This window comes from Bradyrhizobium sp. INPA03-11B (genome assembly GCF_040446015.1).
GTDB classification, from domain to species: Bacteria; Pseudomonadota; Alphaproteobacteria; order Rhizobiales; family Xanthobacteraceae; genus Bradyrhizobium; species Bradyrhizobium macuxiense_A.
The window spans coordinates 39,106-58,721 of record NZ_JASGSR010000030.1; the positions used below are offsets into that span (position 1 = coordinate 39,106).

At 64.6% G+C, this 19,616-nt stretch carries 21 protein-coding genes; 5 read left to right on the forward strand and 16 right to left on the reverse strand.

Annotated elements, in window-relative coordinates:
• Positions 1–5 precede the first annotated feature (5 nt).
• The 3 genes from QMZ05_RS15270 to QMZ05_RS15280 form a co-directional block, all read right to left on the reverse strand.
• Positions 6–1,139: a glycosyltransferase family 2 protein gene (locus QMZ05_RS15270; RefSeq protein ID WP_353701498.1), complete on the reverse strand. Its 1,134-nt coding sequence runs from the start codon at positions 1,137–1,139 to the stop codon at positions 6–8.
• Between the two features lie 259 nt (positions 1,140–1,398).
• Positions 1,399–1,605 (reverse strand): hypothetical protein, encoded by a 207-nt coding sequence (locus QMZ05_RS15275; RefSeq protein WP_050422351.1) that lies wholly within the window; start codon positions 1,603–1,605, stop codon positions 1,399–1,401.
• A gap of 67 nt (positions 1,606–1,672) precedes the next feature.
• Entirely contained in the window at positions 1,673–2,044 is a 372-nt protein-coding gene (locus tag QMZ05_RS15280) for a hypothetical protein (RefSeq protein ID WP_353701499.1), read from the reverse strand.
• Positions 2,045–2,185: 141 nt separating this feature from the next.
• On the opposite strand from QMZ05_RS15280, the gene QMZ05_RS15285 reads away from it, so the two are divergent.
• Together QMZ05_RS15285 and QMZ05_RS15290 are read left to right on the forward strand one after the other, a co-directional pair.
• Positions 2,186–3,034, forward strand: a complete 849-nt coding sequence (locus QMZ05_RS15285; RefSeq protein ID WP_353701500.1) for a DUF72 domain-containing protein — start codon at positions 2,186–2,188, stop codon at positions 3,032–3,034.
• Between the two features lie 10 nt (positions 3,035–3,044).
• Positions 3,045–3,506 carry a DUF488 domain-containing protein gene (locus QMZ05_RS15290; RefSeq protein ID WP_353701501.1) on the forward strand — a complete coding sequence of 154 codons (462 nt, stop codon included), beginning with the start codon at positions 3,045–3,047 and terminating at the stop codon, positions 3,504–3,506.
• A 94-nt stretch (positions 3,507–3,600) separates the two neighbouring features.
• Here QMZ05_RS15290 and QMZ05_RS15295 read toward each other — a convergent pair whose 3' ends face one another.
• From QMZ05_RS15295 to QMZ05_RS15335, 9 genes are all read right to left on the reverse strand, one after another.
• Positions 3,601–4,515, reverse strand: a complete 915-nt coding sequence (locus QMZ05_RS15295; protein WP_353701502.1) for a PhzF family phenazine biosynthesis protein — start codon at positions 4,513–4,515, stop codon at positions 3,601–3,603.
• A gap of 112 nt (positions 4,516–4,627) precedes the next feature.
• The gene (locus QMZ05_RS15300; RefSeq protein ID WP_353701503.1) at positions 4,628–5,527 is read right to left on the reverse strand and encodes an amidohydrolase family protein; all 900 of its coding nucleotides are present in this window, start codon (positions 5,525–5,527) and stop codon (positions 4,628–4,630) included.
• Between the two features lie 15 nt (positions 5,528–5,542).
• Entirely contained in the window at positions 5,543–6,787 is a 1,245-nt protein-coding gene (locus QMZ05_RS15305) for an MFS transporter (protein ID WP_353701504.1), read from the reverse strand.
• Positions 6,788–6,833: 46 nt separating this feature from the next.
• Positions 6,834–7,562: a GntR family transcriptional regulator gene (locus QMZ05_RS15310; protein WP_353701505.1), complete on the reverse strand. Its 729-nt coding sequence runs from the start codon at positions 7,560–7,562 to the stop codon at positions 6,834–6,836.
• 73 nt (positions 7,563–7,635) lie between these two features.
• Positions 7,636–8,949 (reverse strand): adenylate/guanylate cyclase domain-containing protein, encoded by a 1,314-nt coding sequence (locus QMZ05_RS15315; protein WP_353701506.1) that lies wholly within the window; start codon positions 8,947–8,949, stop codon positions 7,636–7,638.
• A gap of 51 nt (positions 8,950–9,000) precedes the next feature.
• Complete coding sequence (locus QMZ05_RS15320; protein ID WP_353701507.1) at positions 9,001–10,164, reverse strand: ABC transporter permease; 1,164 nt, start codon at positions 10,162–10,164, stop codon at positions 9,001–9,003.
• Positions 10,165–10,182: 18 nt separating this feature from the next.
• On the reverse strand, positions 10,183–11,142 hold the full coding sequence (locus QMZ05_RS15325; protein WP_353701508.1) for an ABC transporter ATP-binding protein: 960 nt from the start codon (positions 11,140–11,142) through the stop codon (positions 10,183–10,185).
• Complete coding sequence (locus tag QMZ05_RS15330) at positions 11,139–11,924, reverse strand: efflux RND transporter periplasmic adaptor subunit (RefSeq protein WP_353701509.1); 786 nt, start codon at positions 11,922–11,924, stop codon at positions 11,139–11,141. The genes QMZ05_RS15325 and QMZ05_RS15330 overlap by 4 nt, the downstream gene beginning before the upstream one ends.
• Positions 11,921–12,646, reverse strand: a complete 726-nt coding sequence (locus QMZ05_RS15335; RefSeq protein ID WP_353701510.1) for a TetR/AcrR family transcriptional regulator — start codon at positions 12,644–12,646, stop codon at positions 11,921–11,923. Before QMZ05_RS15335 ends, QMZ05_RS15330 begins: the two co-directional genes overlap by 4 nt.
• Before the next feature lie 360 nt (positions 12,647–13,006).
• On the opposite strand from QMZ05_RS15335, the gene QMZ05_RS15340 reads away from it, so the two are divergent.
• On the forward strand, positions 13,007–13,795 hold the full coding sequence (locus tag QMZ05_RS15340) for a hypothetical protein (RefSeq protein WP_353701511.1): 789 nt from the start codon (positions 13,007–13,009) through the stop codon (positions 13,793–13,795).
• 226 nt (positions 13,796–14,021) lie between these two features.
• Here QMZ05_RS15340 and QMZ05_RS15345 read toward each other — a convergent pair whose 3' ends face one another.
• Positions 14,022–14,432 carry a DUF2000 family protein gene (locus QMZ05_RS15345; RefSeq protein ID WP_353701512.1) on the reverse strand — a complete coding sequence of 137 codons (411 nt, stop codon included), beginning with the start codon at positions 14,430–14,432 and terminating at the stop codon, positions 14,022–14,024.
• Positions 14,433–14,656: 224 nt separating this feature from the next.
• Here QMZ05_RS15345 and QMZ05_RS15350 point away from each other — a divergent pair, with 224 nt between their 5' ends.
• Positions 14,657–15,910 carry an FAD-binding oxidoreductase gene (locus QMZ05_RS15350; RefSeq protein WP_353701532.1) on the forward strand — a complete coding sequence of 418 codons (1,254 nt, stop codon included), beginning with the start codon at positions 14,657–14,659 and terminating at the stop codon, positions 15,908–15,910.
• Between the two features lie 41 nt (positions 15,911–15,951).
• Here QMZ05_RS15350 and QMZ05_RS15355 read toward each other — a convergent pair whose 3' ends face one another.
• Positions 15,952–17,697 (reverse strand): adenylate/guanylate cyclase domain-containing protein, encoded by a 1,746-nt coding sequence (locus QMZ05_RS15355; protein ID WP_353701513.1) that lies wholly within the window; start codon positions 17,695–17,697, stop codon positions 15,952–15,954.
• 344 nt (positions 17,698–18,041) lie between these two features.
• On the reverse strand, positions 18,042–18,524 hold the full coding sequence (bfr, locus tag QMZ05_RS15360; protein WP_353701514.1) for a bacterioferritin: 483 nt from the start codon (positions 18,522–18,524) through the stop codon (positions 18,042–18,044).
• A 249-nt stretch (positions 18,525–18,773) separates the two neighbouring features.
• Here bfr and QMZ05_RS15365 point away from each other — a divergent pair, with 249 nt between their 5' ends.
• A complete protein-coding gene (locus QMZ05_RS15365) occupies positions 18,774–19,157 on the forward strand; it encodes a VOC family protein (protein ID WP_353701515.1) in 384 nt (127 codons plus the stop codon).
• A 30-nt stretch (positions 19,158–19,187) separates the two neighbouring features.
• Here QMZ05_RS15365 and QMZ05_RS15370 read toward each other — a convergent pair whose 3' ends face one another.
• Positions 19,188–19,544 carry a DUF4189 domain-containing protein gene (locus QMZ05_RS15370; protein ID WP_353701533.1) on the reverse strand — a complete coding sequence of 119 codons (357 nt, stop codon included), beginning with the start codon at positions 19,542–19,544 and terminating at the stop codon, positions 19,188–19,190.
• Positions 19,545–19,616: the final 72 nt, after the last annotated feature.

A 19,616-nucleotide genomic window follows, 5' to 3' on the forward strand; every position in this document is an offset into this window, starting at 1 on the left:
CACCGTCATCGCTTGCGCCAGACGAACAGCCCGGACATCGCGTAGTTCCACACCACGCCCATCAGCGCGCCGGCCGCGCCCGCAAGCCACCAGATCGGCTCCTGGTCGTAGACCGAGAACGCGACGCCGACATTGGCCAGCAGGCCGACGCTGCAGACCAGATAGAACAGCAGCAGGCCGCGGAGGATGCCAAAGCCCTTCAGCCGCTGGTCGCGGTAGGTCAGGAAATTGTTGAGGATGAAGTTGCTGGTCATGGCGACGATCGCGCCGGTGGCCTGGGCCTCCGGGAATGGCGCCTTGAACAGTTCCAGCGCGATGAACAGCACGCTGAGATGCACCAGCAGGCCGAGCCCGCCGACCGCGGCGAACAGGATGAAGCGCAGCGAGATCAGGTCGTTGGTCAGCTTCGCGAGCACCAGGCCGAGGAAGTCGAGCGCGACCATCGAATCGAGCTTGCTCTCGCCATGCTGGCGGGCGCCGAACGTGTAGGGGATTTCGACCGTGCGCAGCTTGCCTTCTGCCGTCGCCACGACATCGAGCAGGATCTTGAAGCCCTGGGTCGAGAGCTGCGGCGCGAGCTGCTCGAAACGGTCGCGGCGGATCATGAAGAAGCCGCTCATCGGATCGGCGACCTCGACCTTCAGCGCGCGGCGCGCGATCTCGGTGGCGAAGGCGCTGGCGCCGGCGCGCTGCTTGTTGAAGCCGTCGGCCTTGTAGCCCTCGATGTAGCGGCTGCCGACCACGAGCTCGGCCTCGCCGCTCTGCAGCAGCGCCAGCATCCTCGGGAGCTGGGTCTCGTCATGCTGCAGGTCGGCGTCCATGACGGCGGCATAGGGCGCGCTCGATGCCAGGATGCCCTCGATGCAGGCGCCGGACAGGCCGCGCCGGCCGATTCGGCGGATGCAGCGCACGCGGGAATCCTTCCGCGCCAGCGCGCGCACCACGTCCCAGGTTCCGTCGGGCGAATTGTCGTCGACGAAGATGACCTCCCAGGACACGTCCTTGAGGGTCGCGTCGAGCCGGCGGTACAGCACCGTGACATTGTCGCGCTCGTTGAAGGTCGGGACGACCACCGAAAGCTGCGGCAGACTTGCTGCCGGCAATGCGGTTTCGGGGCTCGGCTTGATGGCTTCGTTCATGAGCGCCAGCGTATAGCCGCAGCCTCCCCCGCTGCCAAGGCGGGCCGGCCCAAACGCGGTCTCGGAAAGCGGGAAAACGGGGCAAAATACCCCTGAAAATGCCAACGACCACGAACAAGGGGCGCGCGTACATCCGGCGCAGCCGACATTGTCGTGGTCGTCCCAGCGCCGGAGCCCTTAAGCTGCAACGTCGCCGTTATGAGCCAGATAGGAAGCCGCCATGCGGTTCGCAAGGGGCGGTCTGGAGGGCATCCTGGCGCTAGTTGTTCGGGACTTCCCGGATCACCGGGCCGCGTGGCACCGGGGCCGCCGGCGCGGCCTCGGCGGCGGGCGCCGCCTGCGGCGCCGCTGCGGGCTGGGTCGGGTTACGGAGCTGGCTCGGCGACGGCCCGTAGATGAACGCTGCCGCGAGCGCGATGGCTGCGACCAATGCGCCCAGGAACCCTGCCGTCGATTGTGAGCGCATGCCGATCATCCCCTCGCCTGCGCGGATTGATATCAAAAATCGGCCGGCCGCAACAGGATTCGGGAACCTATTTCGCGGCGGCCCTGCGCCGGGTGAAGGCGGTCACGATGTCCTTCTGCGCCAGCTCGATCGCGCGGTTGGCGGTCGTCAGATTCGCGTCGGCATCTTGCTTCGGAAATTGCAGCGACAGGAAATCGATCAGCGACACCCGGAAGTTCTGCCGCTCCGAGGGACAGACATTGGCGATCAGCGAGGTGAACTCCTGGTCGGACATCGCCTTGTTGCTGTCGCGGGGATATTCGCGGGCGAGACAATTCCAGTAGGCGTCGCGGCCGGTGATCGCGAGCTTGTGCGCATCGTCGACCTCGTCGGCCATTGCAGCGAACGATATGGCAGCGGAGGACGTGATCAGGAGGGCGGCCGCAACCAGCATGCGCATGTGTTGTTCTCCGTTTTGGCGCATCGTAGCGAAGAGCGGCGACGACGATAAGCATCCCCGCGCCAATCTGGCAAACTGGCCAATCACGATTATTTTGACTACTCTCGATGCCTGTTCCCCTCCCTCACGATGAGTGCAGTCGTGGCCAAAGCTCCCACCAAGGCGACCAAGACAGACACCAAGACGACCAAGACGGACGCTGGCAACATCTATATCGGCATCGGCGGTTGGACCTTCGAGCCGTGGCGCGGGGTGTTCTACCCCGAGAAGCTCACGCAAGCGAAAGAGCTGTCCTACGCCGCCTCCAAGCTGACCTCGATCGAGATCAACGGCACCTATTACGGATCGCAGAAGCCGGAGAGCTTTCGCAAATGGGCCAGCGAAGTGCCCGATGGCTTCATCTTCTCGCTGAAGGGGCCGCGCTTCGCCACCAACCGGCGTGTGCTCGCCGAGGCCGGCGATTCGGTGAAGCGGTTCTATGATTCGGGCGTGCTGGAGCTGAGGGACCGGCTCGGCCCGGTGCTCTGGCAATTCGCGCCGACCAAGAAGTTCGACGGCGCCGATTTCGGCAAGTTCCTCGAGCTGCTGCCGCGCGAGCTCGACGGCCGCGCGCTGCGCCATGTCGTCGAAGTGCGTCACGACAGCTTTTGCGTGCCCGAGTTCGTCGCCCTCATTCGCGAGCACGAGGTGCCGGTGGTGTTTGCCGAGCACGGCAAATATCCGGCGATTGCCGACGTCGCCAGCGACTTCGTCTATGCCCGGCTGCAGAAGGGCGATGACGAACTGAAGACCTGCTATCCGCCGAAGCAGCTCGACGCCTGGGCCAAGCGCTTTCAGGACTGGGCCGGCGGCGGCGAGCCGGACGATCTGCCGAAGGTCGACAAGACGGCGCCGAAGAAGGCCCCGCGCGACGTGTTCGCCTACGTGATCCACGAGGGCAAGATCCGCGCGCCCGCGGGCGCGATGGAACTGATCGAACGGGTGAAGTGAGCGAGCAGCGATGGCGAAAGCGAGGAAGCTGTTCACCATCGGCTACGAGCAGACGCCGTCGAAAGCCGTGCTCGACGAGCTCCAGGATGCCGGCATTAAGCTCCTGGTCGACGTCCGTGCGGTCGCCTCCTCGCGCCGGCCCGGCTTCTCCAAGACCCAGCTCGCCGCCGGCCTCGACGAGCGCGGCATCGGCTACGTCCACCTCCGCGGCCTCGGCACGCCGAAGAGCGGGCGCGAGGCGGCGCGCAGCGGACAATATGCGCTGCTGCACAAGATCTATTCGGCGCACCTCAAGACGGTACAGGCCAAGGAAGAGCTCGACGAGCTGTCGGCGCTGGTCAAGAAGTCGGGCCCGGTCTGCATCCTCTGCTACGAGCGCGACCACGAGCATTGCCACCGCCGCTGGATCGCCGAGATCATCGAGGAGCGCGACGGGGTGAAGATCGAGAACCTCGCCGCGCCGCAGGTCTAGAATCCCGTTCCGATGGTATCGGAACGGGATTTTAGATTCTTGTTTTGACGCGTTTTCTTCACGCGAACCGGTACCCACTTCGCTCGAAAACGCTTTAGCCTTCCCCCTCCAGGCGCAACGTCCCCTGCATCATCTGCACACAGGCCCCGCCGACATGCGCGGATAGGACAGCACCGTCCTGCTTGCGGACGCGGGTCAGCAACAGGCTCGGCCGGCCCATGTCAAAACCCTGCCCGACCGTCAGCTTCACGGTGCCGTCGCGCAGCGGATCGAGCGCCGCAAGCAGCGCGGCCGCCGCGACCGTGGCGCTGCCCGTCGCCGGATCCTCGATCAGGCCGCTTGATCCCGGGAAGAACATCCGCGCCTGCAGATCGCACGGCGCCTCCGCGGCGGGGACATCGCGCGTGTAGAAATACGCGGAGAACGCGCCGTCACGCGGGAAAAAACGGCCGAACGCCGCCGCATCCGGCTTTGCCCGCCGCACCGCATCGCGCGATGCGACCTCGAAGACCAGGAATGGCGTCCCGACGCTGACCACCTGCGGTGCCTGGCGATCCGTCCTGATGTCGTCTGCCGTGAGCGAGATCAGGCTCGCGACCTCGGTTGCGGAGAACTGCGCCAGGCGCGACAACGGCTGCGGCGCGGTCAGTTCGGTGGCAACGACCTTGTCGCCCTCTCGCGCGATATCGACCGGCACCAGCCCCGCCTTCTCCTCGAAGACCAGACGCGGCTTCGGCTCCTTCGCAAGCTGAGCCAGCACGAAGGCGGTACCGACATTGGGATGCCCGGCGAACGGCAGCTCCCTGACCGGCGTGAAGATGCGAACGTTGGCGTCGTTGGCCTTGTCCTGCGGCGGCAGCACGAAGGTCGTCTCGGAATAGTTGAACTCGGTCGCAATCGCCTGCATCTGCGCGGTCGACAGCCCCTCGGCGTCGAGGACCACGGCGAGCGGGTTGCCGCCGAAGGCGCGGTCGGTGAAAACGTCGACGGTGATATAACGCCGCTGCATCGTGCGTGTCCTTGTGCTCCGGTCATCCGCGACCGATGGCGTCATCGTAGCACGGCTGCAACGACGCCATTCAGAGCACTCGGTACAATCGCGCGCGAGCTGGACGGGTGAGCTAGAACCGAAACAGCTCGCGCGGTGATGCGAGCACGCGCGCGCGCTCATCGGCATCGGTGACGAGCTCGTCGAGGAATTTGCGGTTCTTCGCATAGTTCTGCGTCGACTCGAATTGCGTGTGCGGCCAGTCGCTGCCCCACAGCAGCCGGTCGACGCCATAAGCATTGCGCAGCAGCGGATAGGCCTGCTTCGCGAATGCCTCTCCGTTGGGACCGTTGCGATACGGCGCCGAGACCTTGACCCAGACATTGCGCGTTGCGCCGAGCTTGAGCACGGCCTGGAATCCGGGATCGTCGATGCCGAGCTTCGGATCGGGCAAGGCGAAGTGATCGAGCACGACCTTCACGCCATGGTCGAGCAGCGTTGGCGCGAGCATCGCAAGGTCCGTCGCGTTGCGCTGGATCTCGACTTGCCAGTCAAGTGTCCTGACCTGTGCCAGCAGCGCCGTCCACTCCGTCGACGCCAGATCGGGCAGCTTTTGGCCGACCAGATTGAGACGAATGCCGGCGACGCCGGCGCGATCGAGCTCACGAAGCTCCTCGGCTGCGACCGTGGGATCGACCACCGCGATGCCGCGAAGGCGGCCGCCCGTCGCCTTCAGGCATTCGACCAGATAGGAATTGTCGGTGCCGAGAAAGCTCGGCTGCACCAGCACGCCGTTGGTGGTGCCGTTCTGGTCGAGCTGCTGCAGATAGAGCGCGAGCGGCGCGTCGTAGTCGGGCGCATAGCGCCGGCCCGGCGCGAGCTTCAGGGCGCGATGGAAGACGTGGGCGTGGGTATCGATCGCCGGTTGCGGCACGTCAGCCCTCACCCTGCTCGCCAAGCCGCCCGCCGACAGCGCGGCAACCATCCCCGCGGCAAACCGGCGCCGCGTCAAGCCATGTTGGTCCGATGTCATGATCATTCCTCATCATCACGCGCGCGCAGCGGTGGCCTGCTCGAAAACCTTGCCGCGGGTTTCCGGCAGCATCAGCACCGCGACCAGCACCAGCGAATAGGCAAACGCCGCGTCGATCCCGATCGCAGCCCCAAGGCCGATGTGATCGCTGAGATAGCCGACCAGGAACGGAAACGCCGCGGAGACGATGCGGCCGAAATTGTAGCAGAAGCCGACACCGGTGCCGCGCACGCCGGCGGGATAGAGCTCGCTGAACAGCGCCGCCATGCTGGCGGGAATGCCCGCCGAGAAGAAGCCGAGAGGAAAGCCGAGCACCAGCATCTGCGAATTGGAGAGCGGCGCGAAGATGTAGACCAGCACCGTGACGACACAGGCCGCCGCGAACAACGTCACGTTGGCGCGCCGTCCGATCCGGTCACTGATGATCCCGGAGGCCACGCAGCCGCAGAAGAAGGCAACGATGATGACCGCGAGATAGGCGCTGGAGCCGAGCACCGAGAGATGCCGTACTTCGCGCAAATAAGTCGGCAGGAACGTCGTCAGCGCGGCATAGCCGCCATGGGCGCCGATGCCGAACAGGCCGCCGATCAAGGTCGACCGCAGCACGTCGCGGTGGAAGATGCCGGCGAGCGTTGCGAAGAACGGCGGCTCGGCCGCGCGCGATGCGGCACGCGGCGGCTCCTTCAGTCCGCGGCGGATATAGAGGATCAGGAGCGCCGGGATCAGGCCGACCGCGAACAGGATCCGCCAGGCGATATCGGCAGGCGCATAGCTAAACACCAAAGCCGAGAGCAGCACCGCGGCGCCCCAGCCGACCGCCCAGGCGCTCTGCACGGCACCGAGCGCCTTGCCGCGATGCTCGGCGCGAATGATCTCGGCCATCAGCACCGCGCCGCAGGCCCATTCGGCGCCGAAGCCGATACCTTGAATGGCCTTCAGCACCAGCAACTGGGGGTAGCTCGTCACGAAGGCGCAGGCGAAGGTCGCGAGCGCAAAGGTCGCGACCGTGATCTGCAGCGCCTTCACCCGCCCGAAGCGATCGCCGAGCGCGCCGCCAAGCCAGCCGCCGAATGCGCCGAAGAACAGCGTGACCGAGCCGAGCAGACCCGCATCGGCCTTGCTGATCCCGAACGCGGTGATCAACGCCGGAATGGCGAGGCTGAACATCTGGACGTCGAGCGCATCGAGGCCCCAGCCGCCGAAGCTTGCCCAGAAGGTGCGCCGTTCGAGCGGCGAGCATTCGCTGTACCAGTTTGCCATCATTCCTCCCTGAAATGTCTTGTGTTGTTTTATTTGCTTGCGGCGCTCATCTGATCTCGGCGTGGTAGCGGAAGCGATCCGCCGGCCCGCGCGAGCGGCGCCATTCGAGCGGCCGCCGCTCCAGATCGAAGGCCAGGCGCTCGATCACGATCAGCGGCGCGTTGGCTTCGAGCCGAAGCAGGCGCGATTGCATCTCGGTCGCGATCTCGACGGTGAGGATTTCATCGGCGGAGACCACGACCTGGCCGCAGCGATCCTCGTAGAGCGGATACAGCAGGTCGCCGAATTCAGCCGTGTCGAGCGCAAGGATCGCCTCGAAGCGCGACCGCTCGAGCCAGATCTCCTCGGCGAGCAGCGGCACGTCGTCGATCAGCCGCAGGCGCGACAGGCTGATGACGGGCTCGCCGACGCCGATGCGCAGCGCCGAAGCAACTGCCGTCGTCGCCGGCATCGCTCTGCGCCGCACGATGCGGCTTTGCGGCACGCGGCGCTCGCCGGTCTCGGACTGGAAGCGGAAGAAGCGGAACAACGACGAATTGAATCGGGCGCGGCGCACGAACGTGCCGCGGCCCTGCTGACGCTCCAGCACGCCGTCGCTGACGAGCTGATCGATCGCCTTGCGCACGGTGCCGATCGCAACGCCGTAATGCGCGCCGAGCTCGGCCTCCGACGGGATCGGGTCTCCCGGACGCCATTCATTGCGATTGATGCGCGCCGCGAGATCGTCGCGGAGACGCTGATAGCGCGGCAGGCGGTCGTCGAGGGCTGAATTCATCTAGTCATCTATATGAGTATATGACAGCGCGTCAATCACTACCTCGATACCTTAAGCCTCATAAAGCTGCCGCCTACCCCAATTGCCAGACCGGCACCGGGTGCTCGTAACCTCGCACCGGGATCTCGCCGCGCGAGACGGCATCCCTGCATTCGTCGCCGAGCGCGTCGCGCACCGCGGAGGAGATCAGAAACTGCGAGCCGAGCTCCTTGTTGAGCGCCTCGAGCCGGGCGGCGAAGTTCACGGTGTCGCCGATCACGGTGTACTCCTTGCGCCGCGGCGAGCCGATATTGCCGGCAACGACCTCGCCGACATGAATGCCGATGCCGATGCGCAGCGGCCAGCTCGACGTTGCGTTGGTGCGCTCATTGGCGGCCAGCATCTCGCGTGCGGCGGCGACCGCCTGGTGCGCGGCGTCGCCGGCCTCGAACGGCGCACCGAACAGCGCGAGGAAGCCGTCGCCCAGGAACTTGTTCACGATGCCGCCGTGACGATCGAGGATATCGACCAGCACGGCGAACGCGCCGTCGAGCCGGTCCACCACCTCCTGCGGCGAGCGCGTGCTCGCCCCCGCGGTGAAGCTGCGGAAATCGACGAACATCACCGCGACGCGGCGGATGTCGCTCCCGGTGGCCGCCCCCTCGGTCATCAGGCGTTCGACCACCTGCGGCGAGACGTGCTGGCCGAACAGGTTGGTGATGCGGTCGCGCGCGGTGGCGGCCGCGATGCTGGCCGCGAACTGACGCCGCAGCTGCATGCCGACGGTCCCCGCAAGCACGCCGGCGATCAGGATCACGGCGCTGCGCGCGCAGTGGTAGAAAAAATCCGGCTCGGGATCGAGCGTCCCCTCGGGGCGATAATACATCGCCATCCAGAACAGTTCCGAGGCCGCCACGAAGCCGGTGAAGGTCGACAGCCAGAAGTCCAGCCGTAGGGTCGAGGCGATGATGAAAATGAAATAGACCAGCGGCGCGACCCAGCCGAGTGCCGCAACCGGGCCCATACTGTCGATATGCAGGGCGAGCGCGACTGTTGGCATCGACGTCTCGATCAGCGCGCCGACATAGCGCCTGATGATCGGCAGGTCGCGTCCCTGCCTCCTGTACCAGCTGATTGCGCCATGCACCCACAATTCGAACAGGATGAACGGCGCAATGACGGAATAGAGATAGGACGGCTTGAAATTGCCGTGCCACACCCGGACCAGCGCGTCGGGAGCAGTGAAGTAGATCGCCGAGGTGAGCAGCGAGAATGCCAGGGCGATGCCGATCAGCACCTTGACGCGAAGCAGCTCGGTGGCCATCACCTCCTGCATCAGGGCGTGGTGGAAGTCGGCGGAGACCGTCGTGTCCTGCGTTGTCTTTTCGCCGCCCCGCCAGCCAGCCATCGTCATCGCCCCGGTCCACCACGCCAGAATGACTCCTTGCTTATACTAGCCTCAATCGAGCGTGCGGCGGAAGCGCGTCACGGCGACGGTCATGGCGAACAGCATCAGGGCGACCAGCGCGATGGTGTCGTACTGCAGGTTCGCCATCGCCGCGCCCTTCAGCATGATGGCGCGGACGATGCGCACGAAATGGGTCAGCGGCAGCCCCTCGCCGATATATTGCGCCCAGACCGGCATGCCCGCGAACGGAAACATGAAGCCGGACAGCAGGATGCTCGGCAGGAAGAACATCATCGAGAGCTGCATCGCCTGCAGCTGGTTCTGCACGATGGTCGAGAACGTGTAGCCGATCGACAGATTGGTGGTGATGAACAGCGTGGTGAGCAGCGCCAGCAGCGCGAAGCTGCCGAGCACCGGCACACCAAACACGAACACGCCGATGCCGATGATCAGCGCGGCCTGGATGAAGCCGACCAGCACATAGGGGATGATCTTGCCGAACATCACCTCGATCGGCTTGATCGGCATCGACAGCAGGCTCTCCATGGTGCCGCGCTCGATCTCGCGCGTCACCGACAGCGCGGTGAAGATCAGCATGGTCATGGTGAGGATGGTGCCGACCAGGCCGGGCACGATGTTGAGGCGCGATTCCGCCGCCGGATTGTAGCGGGCATGGGCGCGGATCTCGAACGGCATGTCCGGGGGATCGCCGATATGCAGGTCATGCGCCAGCGCGGTCTGCACCAGCGGCCCGAGCGTCGCAAGCGCGGTGCCCGACGCCACCGGATCGGTCGCGTCGGCCGCGACCAGCAGCGCCGGCCTGTCGCCGCGCCGCACCGCCCGCTCGAAGCCGCGCGGGATCTCGACGCCGAACAGCACCTTGCCGGATTGGAGCAGCTCGTCGAACTCCGCGACGGTATGGACCTCGCGGCTGAAATGGAAATAGGAGGTGTTCTCCATCGCCTTCAGGATCGAACGGCCGAGATCGGTGTCCTCCTGGGTCAGCACCGCGGTCGGCAGATTGCGCGGCGTGGTGTTGATGGCGTAGCCGAACAGCGTGAGCTGCAACACCGGCAGCATGATGATCATGGCAAACGAGACGCGGTCGCGGCGAAGCTGGATGAACTCCTTGACCAGCATCGCATAGCTGCGCCGCCAGAAGCCGAATGCCGGCTCCCTCCCTTCGCCATTCCGGATCGTATCCGTCGCACTCATGGCACTTATCCTTGACGACTATCCTTGGAAATTGTCCTTGGTGCGCCCCATCAGATCGATGAAAACGTCCTCGAGCGACGGCTCGCTCGGCTGCCAGCGCCACTTCTGATTGTCGCGATAGGGCGCAATCGCAGCCTCGAGCTTAGCCTTGTCGCGGCCGGAGACGTGCAGGCTGGTGCCGAACGGCGCCACCATGTCGACGCCGGGCTTATCCGTAAGCTCGGCCATCAGGCCGTTGAAATCCTCGCCCGTCACCGTCCAGGTCGACAGCGCGGAGGCTGCGATTACCTCGTCCACCGTGCCGTGCGCCAGCAGATGGCCGTAGGCGATATAGGCGATCTCGTGACAGCGCTCGGCCTCGTCCATGTAGTGGGTCGAGACCAGCACGGTGAGGCCTTCGGCGGCGAGCGCATGGATCTCGTTCCAGAAATCGCGCCGCGCCTTGGGATCGACGCCGGCGGTCGGCTCGTCCAGCAGCAGCAATTGCGGATTGGGCAGCGTGCAGGCGCCGAGCGCGAGCCGCTGCTTCCAGCCTCCGGAGAGGTTGGCGGCGAGCTGCTCCTCGCGGCCCTTCAGCCCGATCCGCGCGATCATGTCGGCCGCCGCGCCGCGCGCATCCGGCATGCCGTAGAGCCGCGCGACAAATTCGAGATTCTCGCGCACCGACAGATCCTGGTAGAGGCTGAAGCGCTGCGTCATGTAGCCGACCTTGCGCTTGATCTTGTCGGCGTCGCGCCGGATGTCGTAGCCGAGGCAGGTGCCCTCGCCGCTGTCCGGGGTCAGCAGGCCGCACAGGATGCGGATGGTCGTGGTCTTGCCGCTGCCGTTGGGGCCGAGGAAGCCATAGATCGAGCCGCGCTTGACCTGCATCGACAGGTCATGGACCACCTCACGTCCGCTGAACGATTTGGTCAGGCCCTTCACATCGATCGCAATGGAAGATGCGTTGCACTGCACGTTGGTCGGGCCGCCGTTCATCTGCGCTCCGCCACCGGCGTCTTGGGGTTGAGGTAGACGCTGATCGGCTGGCCGACTCGCAGCACATCAGGCCGGCTCGGCCGCGCCTGGATCAGGTAGACCAGCTTGTTGCGCTCATCGAGGCTGTAGATGACGGGCGGCGTGTACTCCGCGGTGGTGGCGATGAAGTAGATCTTCGCGGTGAGGTCGGCGGCGCAATTGTCGCAGGTCACCTTCACCTCGTCGCCGAGCGCAAGCTTCGGCAGCTCGTTCTCCGGCACGAAGAAGCGCAGCTTCATGTTGCCGGGCGGCATGATCGACAGCACCGGCCGCTGCGCCTGCACCATCTCGCCCTCGCGGAAATAGATCTGCTGGATCGAGCCCGCGATCGGCGCAAAGCCCTTGCGGCGGTCGAGCCGCGTCTGCGAGGTGTTGACGCGCGCTTCCGCGACCCGCAGCGCCGAGACGGCGGAATCGAGATTAGCCTGGGTGCCGGCGCCGGTGCCGCGCAGCGAGGCCGCGCGGTCGTAGCTCTGCTGGGCGTTGGCCAGCGTCGCGATGTTCTGGTTGAGATCGGCGCGCTGCAGATCGTCGTCGACTGTATAAAGCAGATCGCCGGGCTTGACCTCGTCGCCCTCGCGCACATTGAGCTTGGTGACGCGGCCGGATTCGTCGGGGCTGACGAAGATCATGTCGGCCTCGACCCAGCCCTGGAAGCCGGGGTCGCGCTTCTCCTGGCACCCGGCCAGCGCCGCCGCCAGCGCGACGGCCGCGATCAGCTTCATCATGCGCGACGCGGTCATGTCTTCCTCCGTTCGCCAAAGATCAGATCGAGATGAATCTTGAACATCGCGAGCCCGTCGAGCGGCGCGTGGCGGGCGAACAGGCTCTGCCAGATCACCGCGACGATCGCGGGCGCCACGACCAGCTGCGGGAATTCGCCAAGCTCGCGGTGCTTGATCTCGCCGCGCGTGATTGCGAGCTGGACCAGCGCCTTCATGCCGGTCAGGCCCTTCGACACCACCTCGCGAAAATAGAAATCGGCGATCGCCGGGAAGCGCGGCCCCTCGGAGACAATCAGGCGGATGATGTCGCCACGGCGGGTGGACACGATCTCGCGGATGAAGGTCTCGGCAAATTTCTCCACCGCGTCCCGCACCGGACCGGTGATGGGGGGTTGCGCCGTCATGCGGCTGATCAGCGGCACCAGCGCGGTGCGGATCAGCTCCTCGAACATCGATTCCTTGTCCTTGAAGTACAGATACAGCGTGCCCTTGGCGACGCCCGCGCGTTTGGCGACATCGTCGAGCCGCGTTGCGGCAAAGCCGCGAGCGATGAACTCGTCCATCGCCGCCTCGACGATGGCAGCGCGCCGCTCCGCCGATTTCTCAGCGCGGTTCGCCGGCGGCCTTGCCTCGGCCAGCTTCGCCGAAGCCACCTTCGGGATCCTCGCCGCAGCAGCCCGGATCGCGGCCGGGCGTTTGGCGGGCTTGGTGCGGATCGTCTTTTCGGTGCGCTTTGTCATGGCCTGCATTATGACTGACTGGTCAGTCATTGTCAATGTGATCAGGAGTAACCAGCTGCGGCGCGAAACGTTCCTGTTCTTGGGTGGGCGTCCGGCCCCGATCTCTCCGCGTGTTCCGCCCGAGGTTTGGTCTCGCTTCGCCCTCTCTCGATCAAAGGGCGCAGGGAAAGCCGGGCGCCGATCGCACCCATGCCTCCCGCGCAATAAAGACGCGGAAGGTAGGACCACAGGTGTAACCGGAAACAACCCGGCTTTCCCTGCGCGACGGGTTAAGGCTTACTTCGTGCTCTCCCACAGGGAGGCAGCGCAATCATGCGCTGCGGCAAAAGTTGGTTCAGGCGATCGGCTTGGGAGACGCCAATGAGCGACTGGCTGCACAACCTTTCAGTGCCGTGGATGGCCTTGGTCGTCTTCGGCTTCACTTATTTTCTCGCGATGCTGGTTTTCATGGCCGTTGCGGCGCTGTCGACCAAGGCGCGGGCGGCGTCATTCAAATCGATCTCTGCCGGCTTGTTGCCGGTGCTCGGCGTCATTTTCGGACTGTTCGTTGCCTTCACCGCGGCTCAGGTCTGGAGTGACAGCGATCATGCCGCAACGGCGGTAAGCCGCGAAGCCAGTGCGCTGCGAGCGGTGATCCTTCTCGCCGGCGGCCTGCCGCCGGAACAGGAGGCGCGCTTGCGCAGCCTCGTTCATGACCACGTCGAGGAAGCGGTCGCCGTGGAATGGCCAATGATGGCGCGCCAGAAGGCTTCGCTCAAGGCGGCACCTGCCGCCGTCACCGAGGCGCTGCGGTTGGTCATTTCGATGCCTGTGCAAAGCCCGGGTCAGCAGACGGCGCAGCGCGAGATCATCACGGCGCTGGATACGGCGCTCGATGCGCGACGGCAACGGCTGATCCTCAGCCAGTCTGAGGTCAACTCAATCAAGTGGTGGTGCCTCTACATTCAGGCTGTCTGCGAGTTGCTGGCAATCGCCCTTATTCACTGCGACAATCGGCTGGGATCTGCCATCGCCATGGGACTGTTCGCGACCGGCGTCGCGACATCGGCTCTGCTGATCGCAGCGCATGATCGGCCGTTCACGGGCCAGATATCGATCGCGCCCACGCCGTTGCTGCAAATCATGCCGGACAAGGACGTGAGCCGGTAGTGATGGACGCACCGGCGGGAGGGTTCCCTCCCCCCTTGCGGGGGAGGGTTAGGGAGAGGGGTACCGCGCGACGCGCACTCTCCGTATCTGTCACCGGCGATAAGAGAGCGAGGTTGAAAGGCTCTCACCACATGAGTCATTTCGCCCGCGGCACACCCCTCTCCCCACCCTCCCCCGCAAGGGAGGAGGGAGCCCGACCGTCGTGCTCACCTCACGTGCACATCCGTTACGTGTGAAACTTCAGCCCATCGAGAATCTTGTCGACCACCTTGCGCTCGGCGCGAAAGGCAAGGCCGACCAGGTTCAGCTCGGTGCGCGCGACCGCCCTCACCACGTCGCGGTTGGCGGCATCATGCGTGGTCTTGAACATGTCCTCGGTGTAGAGCGCAGGTTTCACGTCACGCGCCAGCGCACGCTCCAGCGCGCGTGACAGCTGCGCGCGTTCGGCGCCGTAGATCAGGATCGGCTGGCCGATCAAAGAGAGATACTTCGTCCCTGAGCCGTCCTCGTAATTCTCGCCGATGCATTCGGGAAAGGAAGCTGCGATACCACCAGCGAGAAACGACGCCACGTTGAGCTTCTGCCAGACTTCCAGGTCGGTGCGGATCACGACCGCGATCTTGGTGTCGAACTGCATGGGGCAAGTCTAGCCGCAGGCCGACGGCCAACACCAGCTCTGACCGTGCATCCCTCGCCTGCCCGTCAGACGCTGGCGTTCGTTTCCTGCAAGGCCTCCGGGCAGACCGCCGGCTCATCCGGGCTACAAGCTAACCCCTGCGCTGGGCCTTGGCGCCACGGGTCGAGGCGCGAGCCGGCAGGATAACAATGGTCAGCTCCTGCACCGCGTAGTAGGTTTCGAGAATTCGATTACGATCAACATATTTCGAGCGTTGCGTCATGATCAGCAAGGCCGACGTAGTTGTCATTGGTTCGGGCGGATTGGGCGCGGCCACAGCCTATTATCTGAGCAAGCGTGGAGGTCTCCGCGTCGCCCTTGTCGACAAGCATGAGATCGGATCGCAAACCTCGCCCCGCGCGGCAGGCATGGTGAGTTGCGCGCGCAAGGGCGACTTGATGATTGGCCTCATCAAGGACGCGTGCCGCAAGATCGAAACGTTCACGGAAGAAACCGGCCAGCCGCTCGACTGGGTTCACTCGGGCAGCTTGAAGATCGCGCGTCGGCCGCAGGATGCCGAAGTGATCGAGACCGATCTCGAGCGCGGGCGCCGTACGGGCCTCGATGTCGAACTGATCTCTCCGGACGAGGCGAGCCGTCTCAATCCGTTTTTGCAGCCGACGGGCGTCGTCGCGGCGATGCGGATCGGCGACGACCGGTATTTCGACCCGGCGCAGGTCGCCGTCGGTTTCGCCAGGGCCGCGGCGGCTCAGGGCGCAATCCTGCTGCCGAAGACCGACGTACGTGCCGTGAACATCGTCGGCGGCACGGTGATCGGCGTGACCACGGCGAACGGTGTCATTGAAAGTCCTGTCGTTGTCGATGCGGCCGGTGCGTGGACGCGGCAGGTCGCGGAGGCAAGCGGGATTCGCGTGCCGCTGGTGCCGACGCGGCAGCAATTGATCGTCACCGAGCCTTTGGATGGCGCGCGTGCCGACTTGCCGATGATCCGCATCATGGATGCCGCGGTGTATACGCGGCCGTGTCAGGGTGGTTTCCTTTGGGGTGTCTACGAGGAAACGCCGCGCTTCTTCGATATGCAATCGCTTGGCGCCGGCTTCGATGTCAAGGACATGCCGCTCGACATCGGCGTGCTTCATGCAGCCGCCGATGCGGTGAAGGATCAGCTCCCGTTCCTGCAAACCGCCAAGGTGCGGGAATTTCGCGGGGGCATTCCGACGATGACCGCCGACGGCCATCATATTCTTGGCCCGGCCAGCGGCGCGACCGGCTTCTATTTTGCCAGCGGCTGCAATGTCGCCGGTCTGTCGATCTCGCCGGCCGTCGGCGAGGCGCTCGCGGCCTGGATCGTGGATGGCCAGCCGCCCGTCGATCTATCGGCAATGTCGGTCGCACGGTTCAAGGACCAGTCGTGGTCTGAGGACCAATTGCGGCGCGACGCCGCCTGGCAATATCGTCACTTCTACGGCGCGGTCTGAACTCTCCGTGTTTGATGGCGGCAAGCGAGCTTAGCGCGGCCTCAGCCCATCCACCCAGCCTTGCGCAGACCATCGACGAGGTGGGCGTGGTCTTCTTGCCGAAACCAGGGAGCCCTGTTGCGGACATACATATCGAATGCCCCCGGTGCACGCGAGATGGCCTTCTCCAGTTCTTCCCTCGCTTCCCCGGCGCGGCCAAGCTGGCCCAGCGACGCCGCGGACCAGCGGTAGATCATGGGAAAATCGGGATATGTTCGGATCAGACGTTTCGCAGCCTCGATCGAACCTTCGTATTCGCCGCAGAAATAGAGGCCGCACGCAATGTGCAGCAGCCGGACCGCCAGATAGGGATCGCGTGGATCTAGCCTGATACAGGTGTTGAGAGCCGTGACCCCTTCCCTCGGGCGTCCGGCAAAGATCAACGTCGCGCCTCGATGGCCGTGCGCGATCGCCAGATTTGGGCTCATCGAGAGCGCTCGCTCGATCTCCGCCAACGCATCACCAGCTTCGCCGCGTGCCTGCAATGCCCAGCCGAGGCAGGAACGGGCTTCTGCATCGGCGCCGTCGAGCGCAACCGCGCTGCGCGCCAGGGCCTCCGCCGAGCGTTGCGCGACCCGCAGCTCCATCTTCTGGTAAAGCGCGGCCGCTTGCAGCTGATACAGGGCTAACGCGCTGTAGCTGCCGCCGAAGGTCGGATCGAGACTGATGGCCTGTCTGAAGAATTTCTCCGCCGTTTCATCGTCCTCGGCGGTTGCCTTGCTCAGATGCCACAGGCCGCGCTGATAGGCGGCCCAGGCATCAAGGCTTCCCGGCGGCTTGCGCATGGCGCGGCGAAGCTCGGCGTCCGCAATGGCCGGGGCCATCGCGGTCGTCAGCGCCTCGGTCAGTTCATCCTGCACGGCGAAAACGTCCGCGAGATCGCGGTCGTAGCGCTCGGCCCAGACATGATTGCTGGTCGCCGCCTCTATGAGCTGCGCGGTGACGCGGATCCGCTGGCCGACCTTACGCACGCTGCCTTCAAGCACATAGCGGACGCCGAGCTCGCGCCCGACGCATCTCACATCAACCGCTCGCCCCTTGTAAGTGAACGATGAGTTCCTCGCGATGACGAACAGCGAGGGATATCGCGACAGAGCCGTGATCACATCTTCGGCAATTCCGTCCGAGACAAACTCCTGCTCGGGATCGCCGCTCATGTTGGTGAGTGGCAACACCGCGACAGATGGTTTGTCCGGCAAGGCAAGCGCCGGAGCCTCGCGTATGGGCGACGCCATCCGCCGGCCGGAACCGATGACGATGCGGTACACGTGGACGGGTCGGGCGATATTCTTCAGAGTTTGCTCGCCCGCTTCCTCGACGTCGAACGTCACCTTGTCGCGCGCGTGATTGAAGACCGTCTGGGAGATGCATATTCCGCCTGGTTCGGCGATGCTCTCGAGACGCGCCGCGATGTTGACGCCGTCTCCAAAGATGTCGTGGGCTTCGACAATGACGTCGCCGATGTTGAGCCCCACACGGAAGAGAATCCGCCTGTCTTCCGCATCGTCGGTCGCGAGCTCGTTGATCCGGGACTGGAACTGCATGGCAGCCCGGACCGCTTCGACCGCGCTGGGGAACTCCGCCAGGAATCCGTCGCCGGTGCTCTTTACGATGCGGCCGCCGTGCTCCGCAATCGCGGGCTCGACACCATCTGCGAGGAGCGCCGTCAGCTTGGCGTGCGTGGCCTCCTCGTCGCTGTGCATGAGCCGAGAATAGCCGGCCACGTCGGCGGCCAAGATCGCCGACAACCTGCGCTCGACCCGGACTAGCCGCTCCTGCACCATGGCCCTAACATGGCCCGCCAACCGTCGTCATTGTACGATGGATCGGACCATCGCGCCAATATGATTTGGCGAGGTCCGACTTAGACAGATGTCGGGTGCTGGTTTAGCCCATCGCAGGCCCGGGCGCGGATAAGGCATTCCTTGCCGCCATATTCGTAGCATTTGCGGGCACCGGCATTGAGCGAGCTCGAGATCTTGCTCACAAATGCAGGACGCCTATGGCGTGGCGATGGTCGCTTCCCTGCAAGCGAGCATCGGAGACGCCACCGCATGTCCGGCATGCCTGGGCCAAAGCAGTCGTTATCACTTCAGTCCTTGTCGAGCTCTCCGATATGCCCCTGGGCATATAGCTCAAGGCCGATCCTCGCGACGAGGTCGATCTGGGTTTCCAGAAAATCGATGTGCTCTTCCTCATCGTGCATGAGTTGCTCAAACAGGTCCCGCGTCACATAATCCTTGACCGAATGGCAATGGGTCGCGGCTTCAGCGTAAAGGGAGCGCGCCGACAATTCGGCCTGCAAGTCATTATCGAGGACGGCCTTCACCGTCTTCCCGATATGAAGGGATTCGAGTGTCTGCATATTGGGAGATCCATCGAGGAAGATGATGCGTTCGATGAGGTTGTCAGCATGGTGCATCTCTTCAATCGATTCCTTGCGCCATGTCCGGGCCAGATCCTTGTAGCCCCAATTGTCGAGCAGGCGGTAATGCAGCCAGTACTGGTTGACCGCAGTGAGCTCATGGCGCAGTGCTTTGTTGAGGTATTCGATAACGTCCTTATCGCCCTTCATGCTCTGCTCCTTTTCGCTTGTGCCACTCGACCGGTTGGTCGTCTGGAGGCGGTATCGGATGTTCGACCGGGACGAGTTTAGAGCGTCAGCGCTTTTGGTTCGAGCGCATCTACCGCGCCCCGTCGGCGGCAATGGCAAGACCGGGCCGCTCAGCATTGACTTGCTCACCGTTCGCGCAGATGAGACGGACGCTAATCTGTGCGCTTCGATCACAACGGGTGCAAGGAAATGGATTAGGAGGCATTGGCCATGATCGAGGAAATCAGCGCGGTCACACTGGGCACCCATGACATGCCACAAGCCGTCCGGTTCTACCGCGCGCTGGGGTTTGAGCCGCTGCACGGTGGCGAGGAGGCGTCATTCACCAGCTTCCGGGCAGGGACGAGCTACCTCAACCTCGTACTCCAACCTACGGAACGATGCTGGACCTGGTGGGGTCGGTTGATCTTCTACGTCACTGATGTTGACGCACTCTACGAACACGCGCTCGCAGCGGGGTACCAGCCGTCCACGGTTCCCCGCGATGCCGAATGGGGTGAACGCTTCTTCCACCTGCTTGACCCCGACGGCCACGAACTCAGTTTCGCTCGGCCCTTGCTTCCAGCTTCCGTCCAATCGGCGGGATCGCGCTAAGCGGGCATTTCGACGTTCTGAATTCCCGCCCTACCCCTTGGCGTCGCAGGCCCAGGCGCGGATCACGCATTCCTTGCCGCCAAACTCGTAGCATTTCTTGGTCGCGGCATTGAGCGAGCCTGAGATCTTTGACGCCACCGCATAACCATGCGCGCCGCAGGGATTCTTCATGTCGATCGAGAGCGCGGCACAGGCGCGCTTCATGGTGACGGTGGTGCAATCGCCCTTGCACTGCTTCAGCGCCGCGGCGCGCGCCGCGCTCTCCGCCGGATAGTCGTAGGCCTGGCCATAGGCACCGCACTTGCCGACCGCGAACGCGCCGGCCGCGCGAGCCTTGGGGATGAAGTTTTCCACGGAGAAACGCGTAGCCCCGAGCAGCAACGTCAGGACAAGTATCGTCAGCGCGCGGCGCTGCGCGGCGGCGGTCGAAATGATCAAGTGGAAATCCCCCAAAGTCCG